This is a genomic window from Lactobacillus sp. ESL0791, from assembly GCF_029433255.1.
GTDB lineage: Bacteria > Bacillota > Bacilli > Lactobacillales > Lactobacillaceae > Lactobacillus.
In genome coordinates, this window is sequence record NZ_JAQTHU010000001.1 from 2,029,237 (window position 1) to 2,039,861 (window position 10,625).

At 43.1% G+C, this 10,625-nt stretch carries 12 protein-coding genes; 3 read left to right on the top strand and 9 right to left on the bottom strand.

Translation table 11 applies throughout. The features are described from left to right. Positions 1–6 precede the first annotated feature (6 nt). The 4 genes from PT285_RS09725 to PT285_RS09740 form a co-directional block, all read right to left on the bottom strand. On the bottom strand, positions 7–789 hold the full coding sequence (locus PT285_RS09725) for an accessory Sec system protein Asp3 (protein ID WP_277150099.1): 783 nt from the start codon (positions 787–789) through the stop codon (positions 7–9). Further along, entirely contained in the window at positions 776–1,561 is a 786-nt protein-coding gene (locus PT285_RS09730; protein ID WP_277150101.1) for a hypothetical protein, read from the bottom strand. The genes PT285_RS09725 and PT285_RS09730 overlap by 14 nt, the downstream gene beginning before the upstream one ends. Positions 1,562–1,573: 12 nt before the next feature. Further along, on the bottom strand, positions 1,574–2,299 hold the full coding sequence (locus tag PT285_RS09735; protein WP_277150103.1) for a hypothetical protein: 726 nt from the start codon (positions 2,297–2,299) through the stop codon (positions 1,574–1,576). Between the two features lie 123 nt (positions 2,300–2,422). After that, on the bottom strand, positions 2,423–3,109 hold the full coding sequence (locus PT285_RS09740) for an SLAP domain-containing protein (RefSeq protein WP_277150105.1): 687 nt from the start codon (positions 3,107–3,109) through the stop codon (positions 2,423–2,425). Here PT285_RS09740 and PT285_RS09745 point away from each other — a divergent pair. The 3 genes from PT285_RS09745 to PT285_RS09755 all read left to right on the top strand — a co-directional run bounded on the left by PT285_RS09745 (position 3,102) and on the right by PT285_RS09755 (position 5,129). Beyond that, on the top strand, positions 3,102–3,920 hold the full coding sequence (locus tag PT285_RS09745) for a hypothetical protein (protein ID WP_277150107.1): 819 nt from the start codon (positions 3,102–3,104) through the stop codon (positions 3,918–3,920). The two genes, PT285_RS09740 and PT285_RS09745, sit on opposite strands and share 8 nt — an antisense overlap. 33 nt (positions 3,921–3,953) lie before the next feature. Further along, positions 3,954–4,472 (top strand): hypothetical protein, encoded by a 519-nt coding sequence (locus PT285_RS09750; protein WP_277150109.1) that lies wholly within the window; start codon positions 3,954–3,956, stop codon positions 4,470–4,472. A 141-nt stretch (positions 4,473–4,613) separates the two neighbouring features. Continuing rightward, the gene (locus PT285_RS09755; RefSeq protein WP_277150111.1) at positions 4,614–5,129 is read left to right on the top strand and encodes a hypothetical protein; all 516 of its coding nucleotides are present in this window, start codon (positions 4,614–4,616) and stop codon (positions 5,127–5,129) included. A gap of 1,118 nt (positions 5,130–6,247) precedes the next feature. On the opposite strand, the gene PT285_RS09760 is transcribed toward PT285_RS09755, so the two are convergent. The 5 genes from PT285_RS09760 to PT285_RS09780 form a co-directional block, all read right to left on the bottom strand. After that, positions 6,248–6,556, bottom strand: coding sequence for a hypothetical protein (locus PT285_RS09760; protein ID WP_277150113.1), 309 nt, complete (start codon positions 6,554–6,556; stop codon positions 6,248–6,250). Then, positions 6,553–7,983, bottom strand: coding sequence for an MFS transporter (locus PT285_RS09765; RefSeq protein WP_277150115.1), 1,431 nt, complete (start codon positions 7,981–7,983; stop codon positions 6,553–6,555). Before PT285_RS09765 ends, PT285_RS09760 begins: the two co-directional genes overlap by 4 nt. Before the next feature lie 18 nt (positions 7,984–8,001). Further along, on the bottom strand, positions 8,002–8,604 hold the full coding sequence (locus PT285_RS09770) for a MarR family winged helix-turn-helix transcriptional regulator (protein ID WP_277150116.1): 603 nt from the start codon (positions 8,602–8,604) through the stop codon (positions 8,002–8,004). A 205-nt stretch (positions 8,605–8,809) separates the two neighbouring features. Beyond that, the gene (locus PT285_RS09775) at positions 8,810–9,385 is read right to left on the bottom strand and encodes a GDSL-type esterase/lipase family protein (protein WP_277150118.1); all 576 of its coding nucleotides are present in this window, start codon (positions 9,383–9,385) and stop codon (positions 8,810–8,812) included. 7 nt (positions 9,386–9,392) lie between these two features. Further along, complete coding sequence (locus PT285_RS09780; RefSeq protein ID WP_277150120.1) at positions 9,393–10,580, bottom strand: amidohydrolase; 1,188 nt, start codon at positions 10,578–10,580, stop codon at positions 9,393–9,395. Positions 10,581–10,625 lie beyond the last annotated feature (45 nt).

Here is a 10,625-nt window from a genome sequence, read left to right on the forward strand (position 1 = left end):
CCTCTATTACTTATTTTTACCAATATCATGCCGTAATGCTCCAAGCAATTCGGTTGCTATATAACTATTATCAATCTGCAAAATAATTCCATTTCTGCGAAAAGAATTCAAATATCTTGCCAGCGCCGTTAATTGTTCAGTACTAAATTTACCTTCACCGGTATATTGGACCGGAATGAAAATAAACAAATGATCTTCTTGTGCGGTAAAACTAACTGTTTGAATCGTTGACGTATAATTTTGAAGATGAACATTCAGACGGTTACTTTTCCGTGCAGCAAAGCAAACCTTAATAATGCGAATTCCGGCAATATTTTCGACCACAAAAGTGTAATGGTCGAGAATCGGCGCTTCGGCCAGTAAGCAAACTTTAAAGCGCATTTTCTGATTATTTAAACTAACTAAGTCAAACTGATAACTAGCAGTCTGCCGCGGAAGATGAAAAGTACCATCTTTTGCCGGAAAGATTTTGTAACCCAATTGTTGGTGCCTGTCATCATACGTTGTCAAAGCTAAGGCAAGAGAGCCTTTAGGCTCTTCCTCACTCTCAAGCTTAAACTGGTAATCAACTGTAAACAACAATTTAGGTAAGGATAGACTTGAAATATGCTCACCGCTCACAACCGGATAGTACAGCCAGGAAACAAGTGCTTTCCCCGGCGAAACAATTGCATTTTTATACAAAAGATCTTCACCAGCGAAGCTGACCTGAGCACCATATAAATAAACATAGCTCATATTCTGTGGCCGGAAAAAAAAGTGCGCCGTCAGTTTTTTATCGTCTGCCATCAACGTAAATGTCCTGAATCAGTTTGGCAGGCGGCAGGCACTCTTCAACCGATAAAATTTCCCGGTTATGTTCGATTAGCAGCTGCGACAAAACCGAAAGAACATTCCGACGCGGACCAGCAATTAATTGAAGACCAGTTTCATCACCAAATTCTAACTTTAATTTGGCTGGGAAAACGTCTTCCGTTATACTGGGCAGACCATGCAGAACAACGCATGTTCGTTGCAGTTCACTATCCTGTACAATTTTCTGCCAGGCAGCATTGATTAGCTGCCAATCGGTTTGGGCTTCAAGCCAGACAACTTCGGCCTGTTTATAAATCACATAAGCATCTACCTGGACCTGCTCATCATCCGTGTGCATGCCGCTCGCCATCAGGATCGACTGCTTGCTCAAATTTGCCCGAACCTGAACCTGATTTTCCATGTTGAATGCCATGTAGCTGACATACCAGGTATCGGCTTTGGTCAAATTCCGCAAAACCAAATATTTTCCTTCCTCAACCACAGGAGCGGCATATTTGGCCACAATATTCTTATCTGTTGCATCGGTAAAAAGCAGATTCTGATTTTTTTCATCCCAGTGCCAGCACCGCTCTTCCGGATAAAAACCGATATTTGACGGAAAACCCAAGGTATGATCACGGTTAAGCCTGATGATTAAAATAGCGTCGCTATTGTCTCCCATGCAAATCATCATTTTTTCTTTACCGGTTTTATAAATAAAATCATGGTCAGCGCAAAGCGCCAACATCTCTTCCTCAGTCATCATTCTCACCTCTGCTTATTTAAATTTAAACCAGGATTTTACGGCCGTATCATTATACATAAATTTGGTTGTTACTTTGCGCCCATGACACAAGCGGTTATTAAAGTAGTTATAGGCGATGTAATTAACCAGTGCCACTTCAAAGCCCGCAAAGCGAATATTTCCCTGATCCAAATACTTTTGAACAGTGTCATCGGTATACAGCTTGATAAAAATACCTAAGAATTCCAGCAGTGTTTCCCGCGTGCCGGCAAGCACGCCCGAATTCAACAGCTGCAAGTATTTATTGCGATTATTAAAATCAATCAGGTAATCCGGCTGATCCTGCTTGCTAGTGATAACTGAATTATTGAGATCATTAAATTCGTCGCCAATATACAAAATATTGTCCTCAATATCTGCAAAGGGATAATTCAGCATCTCTACATTATCCAGATCAACCAGCGCCACTTTATCGATATCACTATTTTTGAGCAGATACTCGTAAACAATCTCCCACTTGCCAAACATCAATTTGGCCTGGGGATAACGAGCAAAGCGCGGACAATAAACGGCCTTAACCAGCGGCGGCAGCTTCTGCTCATTTTGGAAATTAATCAGGATATCAGTTTCAACATTGAAACGTCTTACTGAATCTATTACCTTTTGCGCAATTTCCGCAATATTAATTTCTTTATGCACAATGGTATATTGTGAATCAACCATATTAGTAAGATATTCGGCAATAACTACATTCTTCATAATATTCTCTACTTCTTAAATTATTTGTGTATGACATTCTCAAATGTACTTATTGAGAATGTCTTTGCAAATCCATCAGCTCTAACAAACACTTATGCTTATTTTATCATTAAATAAACTAATTTACTTTTTCTCAAAATTAGCAGCCAAGATATAACGACCGTGTCCAGCATGATAGTACTTTTCGCCGTTAATTAATCTTGTACTGTAAATCTTAATCTTTCTGCCTTTCTCCAGCACTTCAGTTCCGATGCGCACGCCCCGTTCACTGTAAACATAAGCATTATGCGCTAGCTCAAGCTCGGAACCAACAAAGTTGCCAGTGGCCAAATACCTGCCAAAATGAATACTGTAAAATTCACGGCCAGCGATCTTAACCGTTTCGTAGGTCTTAATCTTCTCGCCTTTCTTAAGTACTTCTCTTTCTATTCGGTTACCATCCGCATCGTAAACGTAGGCATCATGCTTCAGTATTAGTTCAGACCCCACAAAGTTGCTGGCAATTACATATTGGCTATTACCAATGTAGTAAAAATACTTGTCATTAATTAATACTTTCTCGCCATAGGTCTTAACAAGTGAATTCCTTGCCAAAATTAACGTCCCAATCCTTTTCCCCAGCTGATCATAGAAACCTGCATTGTGATGCAACTTTCTAATGGTGCCCTTAGCAGCAGCCGTATTGGAACTTGTGACAGTACTGCAATTATTATTGCACCCATAATCAGTCGCCGAATATGCGCTGCTATTATCTGTAGCACTGCTTAGACTGAAGCTCCTACTGGCACTGGTTGATGTCGCTTTGCTCAAGGATGCAGCCAGGCTCAGCACCGCTGAACTGGAAACCGAACTTGATAGAAAAGAACTCAATGAACTTGAGAACAGTTTTGAATATGACAGACGTAATAACTGGGAACTAGCACTAGAACTGGCCGCTAAACTGAGCTGGAAACTGGCTGGGTTCTTTGATTCACGGGCCAAATTGCTAGATGAGGCAGTTAAAATACTCTTTGACGAAGATAAGCCGCTTAATGCAGATGACAGATTAACTTTTGACTGCGTACTCAGCGAGCTGGAAGCGGTTGACGAACTGGACAAGCTGGAACTCAAACTTGAAGAACTGGTCAGTTTCGACAACTGGGAATTAGCACTAGCACTGGGTTTTGAACTTAACTGGGAACTGGCTGGGTTCTTTGAACCGTTAGTCAAACTGCTAGATGACGCAGATGAATCAGTTTGTGATAATAAGCCGCTCAAGGCAGATGACAGATTGACTTTTGACTGTGCACTCAGCAAACTGGAAGTGGTTGACGAACTGGACAAGCTGGAACTTAAATTTGAAGAACTGGTCAGTTTCGGCAACTGGGAATTATCGCTAGCACTGGTATTTGAACTTAACTGGGAACTGGCTGGATTCTTTGAGCCGCTAGTCAAACTGCTAGATGACGCAGATGAATCAGTTTGTGATAATAAGTCACTCAAGGCAGATGACAGATTGACTTTTGACTGTGCACTTAGCGAACTGGAAACGGTTGAAGAACTGGTCAAGCTGGAACTCAAATTGGAAGAACTGATCATTTTCGACAACTGGGAACCAGCACTGGTCTCTAAACTAAGCTGAGAACTGGCTAAGTTTTTTGATTCACGGGCCAAATTGCTAGATGAAGCAGTTAAGATACTATTTTCCAGGGATAAGCTGCTTAACACAGATGACAGATCAACTGTTGTTTTTGCACTGGACAAACTGGAACTCAAGTTTGAAGAACTAGACAATTCCGCTAGCTGGGAACCATTAGAACTAGTCTTTAGACGGAGTTGGGAATTGGCTGAATTCTTTGAATCGCTGACCAAACTGTTAGATGATGCAGCTATGGCACTTTGCGCTAATAAACTGCTTAAGGCAGATGACAGATCAGCTTGCGGCTGGACACTTTGCAAGCTGGAAGCGGCCGATGAACTAAATAATCTCGACAATTGTAAACTAGCACCAGCACCTGTCTTAGAATTGAGCTGGGAACTGGTTGGATTCTTTGAGCCGCTGGTCAAACTATCAGATGATGCCGCTGCGGCACTCTGCGATAATAGGCTGCTGACCAGAGAGGACAATAACAAACTTAGTGAACTGGAATTAGCTATACTTGAAAGGCTAGAAGATAAAGCCGCCGAAGATTGACTTGATAAAAGTGAGCGTAAACTAGAGCTTTGCTTTGAACTCAATGAGCTAAATGAACTGGAGAGGCTGGAGGAAAGACTCAAAGACACAATTACTGAAGTTGATGAACTAGCCGACAATGATGCAGTCAGACTGGATGATATGCTTGAGAGACTCGAACTCAATAAACTAGAGCTGACTGCACTTGACAGGCTTGATGACATAGCAGAAGATGATAAATACGACTTCAATGAACTTAAAGCTGCTGAAGACAAACGGGAAGATGCTAAAAAACTGTCTGAAATTGAACTAGACAAAAACGAACTTAAACTAGACGAAGCAGTTAAGGAATCAATTTGCGACGATAAGCTGCTTAGCGCAATCGATAATTCAGTGCTTGCTTGCAAGCTGGATCGACGGGAAGATGCTAATGAACTGCTCAAAGCCAGGCTAGATAATGAGGATCTCAAACTAGATAACGCAGCTGCGGACTTCGAACTTAACAAACTTAAACTCAAACTAGACGATAAACTCATTAAGCTAAAACTGGACAAACTTGAGGATAACACTGAAGATGACAGACTAGACAGCAACGAGTTCAAACTTAAACTTGATGCCAAACTTAAGGAATCAGCCGCACTTGACAAAGCTGAGCTTCGGCTAGTGCTTAATGAATAGTCAGATAAAGAAGACCGTGAATTATCTCCAGGTAAACTTCCAATACCTGCATTCATTGTTGAGTCAGACGACAAAGAACTAGCATTAAGATTTGATATAGCTGCACGCAGCGAAGAGTTGGATTGGCTTAATTCGATGCCGCGTGAAGTCATCTCAGAATAATTTTTACTTGCAAAACTAGATGCACTCATACTTGCAATTGCAGAAGTGGCGACAGAAGAATGATTAGTATTACCCAAAGGATTTTTAGTTTCTGAATTTGGAACAAAATCATTAAAAGATGTGTGGCTGACGCTCACATTATTACCCGTAATCGAAGACAAATTAGAGGATGCTGCCGACTGCGTTGCAGCGGACGAAGCAGACATATTCATTGATTGATTGTCATCAACAGTCGTGTCAACTTCTTCTACAAATGATTCAGTAACAAACATTGGCTGGGTATTTTCAGATGTAGGAATAGTTGCTGCTTGTCCATTATCTAGCAAGTGCTCACCATACGGCGGTTGTACCTTTGGCGTGCCCATCGCAACATATGTAGGTTTCAGGGGATGACTAATAAGACCGTCCGATAGGCTGTCAAGATCGGCGATGTTAGCGGTTAATACGTCCTGTCCAGACGCATTTGCTTTTTCAGCTTTATTTTTTTCAATTAGCTGTTCTTCTGACTTTCTTTCTTGATCTGAACTCTTCATGTTTTCTACCCACAACCCGAAACAACGACCGTTAGCTGCTGCCTATTACTTATTAGCAGTTAAAACTAAACTGCTATTTATATATAGTTCACTTAATAAATATCTTAAATATTTAAATTACGTAACTAACTGTACTTGTCTAATCTATTATAACGCTATGAAGCATAGATGCAACAATCGTTCATGTCGTGCGTTGTAAATAAAAGAATAACAAGCTATTAAGTTTTTTTAATTACTAATAATTTTATAAAAGCAAATTCGCTATATTTATTTGAATTAATTTTATTATAATACCTCAATTAAGTTGGCACAAACTTACAGCCGCCGACCTAAAAATACTGGCAGTTATTGTTGAAAATTTGCTGATTTTCCATCTAAACTACAAAATTTAAAGCAAAACTACGTTTCTCTCTAGCTTACCTTTTATTTAAATTCCAGCCAAATGACAAGCACTACTAGCAGCAGTTTTATCAGAAAATGACTCCAGTTAATCTTGCCCAGCACCAGTTTGCCATTCAGAACGCCTGCAAGCAGCATTAAAACCAGGCCAGCAACCAACGAGTAAACATTAACCTGCTGCAGAAGCATTAGGACACCAGCAAGTAAGTTCAAAACCAAGAGCCAGGCCGGTGTTTTGCCCTTATTTACTTTAAAATAGGAATAACAGTTGCTGCCCAAAAACAGCACGGCATACAGGTAAACTATGACCTCAGTGATAATTTTTAACATCATTTCTCCTTTTTAATCAGCCGCCAACCGCTCAAAATTACGGTAACTAAGCATATTATAACCGAAATGATGAAAACCACATGCATTCCGTAAATAAAAATTTCTGGCTGCTTAGGCAAATATCCAGTTACCCACGCGCCCTTGGCATGACTCATGGCTGAAAACAGGATTGTTGTGGCCGTCGAAATGCCGATTACCATCCCCAAATTCCGTGACAAGGAATTGATGCTGCCGGCAATTCCCAGGTCCTTTTGTTCCACCGATCCCATAATCAGCGAATTGTTGGGTGAGCTGAAAATCCCGCTGCCCAGACCCATGATCGCAATGCTGACACCAAACAGCCAGATTGGCGAATACAAATTGCAAAGCAGGTAGCCGACTTGGCTGACTAATAGCAAGAGCAGGCCGATAAACGTAATCAGTTTCGGGCCAATTTTATCCGAAGCCGTCCCGGCAAGCGGAGCCGCAACCAGCTGGACCACCGGCAGGATCATCAACAGGTAGCCTGTCTGGCTAGGCGGCAGGTGCCGTGCATTTTCCAAATAAAAGGGGGTCACAACGTTAAAGAAAAAGTTGGTGATAAAAATGAGCAGTGCACACAGCAGGCTGACCGAAAAGTCTGGATTCTTGAACAATTTAAACTGCAGGAGCGGTGCTTGCTCGTGCTCTTCCGTGTAACCAAACCAGACAAAACTCAGAATGCCGAGTACCAGCAAAACTAGGACAAGCGGCGCGGTGAAACCGACCTGCTGTCCCAGGAAAATACCGCCAAACAGAGTGAGCATCCCCAGTGCAAAACTAAATGCCCCTTTTTTATCAAGCGAGCTTTTACTAAAGGTAATGTCTTTCGGAAGCACCAGGCCGCCGATGACTGCCGCCACAATTCCCACCGGGACGTTCAACCAGAAAATATAGCTCCAGGATAAATGGGTCAGGATAACTCCGCCAAGCCCCGGTCCAGCAATCGAACCCAGGGCAACGAATGATCCGATCATTCCCAATGCCTTGCCCCGTTCGGAATTGGGAAAAATTTCCGTAATAATCCCGTTATTGGTGGCCATTGTCATCGCCGCCCCGACGGCCTGAAGTGTCCGTGCGGCCAACAGAAATGCCAGGTTAACCTTGATCCCGGACAAGAGCGAACCGGCAATAAAGAAGATTGCTCCCAGGCGGAAGATTTTGATTTTACCAAAAATATCGCCTAACTTCCCAAAAAAGAGGATAAAGGTGCAGACAATAATCAAATATAGGGAAACCACCCATTCCGCTTGACTCATTGGGATCCGCAGATCCTTGCTGATGACCGGCAGGGCAATATTGACGATTGTCCCGTCTAGCGTTGACATAAAGGTAAATAAGCCCACGGCAACTAAAATCCACCAGCGGGTCTTTTGCACATGCTTATCAGTTTGATAACTTGCTTGTGTCATTTGCAATGCTCCCAATAACTATTTCCCACACCAAGAATCACCGTAGTGACAATTGCCATGAAAATGATGCCGGCCGTATTTTTTCCGCCACTCTTTGATTTCTTCTTCCGAAAAGTCATGGTGGCGCCATTTTCCACGGTACTTGCGCATCAGCTCCATCCGGTCAAATGGCTCAACGAACTTGTCGGTCTTGGTCTTAAACTCTTCATCCCAGCCGGATGGGATTTTCACCAAAAGTTCGCTTAGGCGCTCCTGCTCATCGGCGGTCAAGCCGGCAAAAAAGTCCGCGCCGCTATTTTCCTTCATCGCCGCCGCTTGCTGATCAGCCAACTTGCGTCCGACTTCTGTCAGGTAAATCTTCTTGCTGCGGCGGTCGTTTTTGGCAACCTCGCGCCGGATCTCTCCCTTATCTTCAAGCTTCTTCAATAATTCAGCAAGTGATCCCGGGCTTAGTGCCAAAATTTTGGCCAGATAATTCTGGGTTAGCCCATCTTCAAGCTTGAGCACCGCTAAAACACGTTTCTGCCCGTTGAAGCCCTGCTGATGCTGATACATAAAATAATTACTTGCGCGGCTGATGAAGCGTAATTGCCCCAACAATTGTTGATTCATTTCTTCCATCTTGTACTCCTTTTTGTTAGGTACCTTATTATTTTTTGTTTTAGATTATAGTTCGGTACCTAACTAATTGTCAAGAAGAAAGAAAATTTATTGAAAACATTAAAAAAGGCGCTTTTTAGCAAATAGAAATTGCTTGATGACTTCTATTTACAAAAAACGTTGATTTTTACGAATTATTAGAATTAAGAAAAAGATTTAACGCTAACTAGCTGCTTTTCAGCAATCCCCGCGCAAGCAGATCCGCCAGCAAGTTGTATCCTTCCGCCCCAAAATGCAGGCCATCATTTAGGCTACCACAGCATAAATTAGTCAAGTCACCATGAGTTAGCATTGCCTGAGCGAGATTAACAAAATGACAATGGTAAACAGATGCAATTTGCTGAACCTGTCCGCTATAAGCCGCAACTAAGTTATTGGTGCGGCTTGTTTGCTTCTGCTCGTCAACCGCTGGCGGTGATACCAAAAATATATGCTGCGGATAATATAAACAGATAATACTTGAAACAATTAATGCCATATTTTGCCCAAATTGCGTTAACGGCACTTGCTTGTGCCGTGCCAAGTCATTGGTTCCAAGCAGCAGCACAATATTATCACAACGCTCTTGCTGAAATACCAACTCATTCAGCCGCGCAAAAAAGGCTCCGGAATTAATTCCCGAAACCGCCGTATTAATTATTTCAAGAGCGGGCAGCCTTTTTCTTAAATCCACGTTAAGGTACAGTTCCTGCAGCCCTTCCTTGCGCGCGATAATACTGTCACCGGTTAAAAGCAGCTTCATAATTAGTTTAATCCCGCAATAAATATTGCAGGGCAGCCGTACCTGCTGCTTTAGCCGCGATTAACATGCAGCGCTCATCCAGCATAAAGTTAGGGCTATGGTGCGGATGAACCGCGCCATCGGCAACGTCACAGCCAACATACAAAAAGGTGGACGATTTTTTTAACGCATAATAGGAAAAATCTTCCGACGGATCCTGCGGACCAAAATCGGTCACCTGCGTGATTTCGGGAATTGTGACTGACTTCAAGCCCGTGACAACCTGCTTCGTGAATGCCGGATCGTTATAAAGAACCGGCACGTCCTTAACAATCTCGTATTCAGCCTTTACGCCAAACATTGCTTCTGTTCCCTTGATCAGCCGCTCAAGCTGGTCGTGAATCACAGTCCGCGTATCTTCATCCATGATCCGGATGTCGCCCTTAAGGGTAACCGCCTCTTTGATCGCATTGCTGGTCCCCAGGCCATCAAATGAACCGACAGTAATGCTGGCATGCGCCGCTGGTTCAACTCTGCGGGAAACAATGGTCTGCAGGGCCGTCACAAAATAACAGCCGGCCACAATTGCATCGTTGGACAGCTGCGGCATTGAGCCGTGACCACCCTTACCGATAAATTTAACCGTAAAGTTGGAACGGCCGGTTTGGCTATCACCGCTGTGATAGCCAATCGCACCCAAAGGCATGGTCGACATTACGTGCATCCCGATGACATTATCTACCCCGTCTAATACGCCGCCGGCAATCATGCTGAGCGCTCCGCTAGGTGCCTTTTCTTCGGCAGGCTGATGAATAATCCTAATTGAGCCCCGCAGCTGATCTTTAAGCGCAATCAGATTTTTCGCCAGCACCAGCAGGTATGCCGTATGCGCGTCGTGACCGCAGGCATGCATCACACCCTGATTCTGCGATTTAAACGGTAAATCATTCGTTTCTTGAATACCCAACGCATCAAAATCAGCCCGCAAGGCGAGCTTAGGACCGGGTTTCCCGCTGTCAATATCGACTGTTATCCCGTAACTGTCCCCGCAGTCGCTAACCCGGCAGTCTAAACCTTGATAAAAGTTTTTAATGTAATCATGCGTTGCCTTCTCCTGGTTTGACAGTTCCGGATGGGCATGCAAATGCCGCCGAATCTTAATCATTTCTTCTTCGTCATCTGCTAGCCGCTTCATTAATTCTTCTTGTATCTCCATTTTTTGATCCTCCAAAACACTTTTAGTTTATCACTGTATGTTCCC

Coding starts and splice junctions, on each gene's coding strand:
- PT285_RS09725 (WP_277150099.1), bottom strand. CDS start 789: ATGGCAGACGATAAAAAACTGACGGCGCACTTTTTTTTCCGGCCACAG.
- PT285_RS09730 (WP_277150101.1), bottom strand. CDS start 1,561: ATGATGACTGAGGAAGAGATGTTGGCGCTTTGCGCTGACCATGATTTT.
- PT285_RS09735 (WP_277150103.1), bottom strand. CDS start 2,299: ATGAAGAATGTAGTTATTGCCGAATATCTTACTAATATGGTTGATTCA.
- PT285_RS09755 (WP_277150111.1), top strand. CDS start 4,614: ATGCTTGAGAGACTCGAACTCAATAAACTAGAGCTGACTGCACTTGAC.
- PT285_RS09760 (WP_277150113.1), bottom strand. CDS start 6,556: ATGATGTTAAAAATTATCACTGAGGTCATAGTTTACCTGTATGCCGTG.
- PT285_RS09765 (WP_277150115.1), bottom strand. CDS start 7,983: ATGACACAAGCAAGTTATCAAACTGATAAGCATGTGCAAAAGACCCGC.
- PT285_RS09770 (WP_277150116.1), bottom strand. CDS start 8,604: ATGGAAGAAATGAATCAACAATTGTTGGGGCAATTACGCTTCATCAGC.
- PT285_RS09775 (WP_277150118.1), bottom strand. CDS start 9,385: ATGAAGCTGCTTTTAACCGGTGACAGTATTATCGCGCGCAAGGAAGGG.
- PT285_RS09780 (WP_277150120.1), bottom strand. CDS start 10,580: ATGGAGATACAAGAAGAATTAATGAAGCGGCTAGCAGATGACGAAGAA.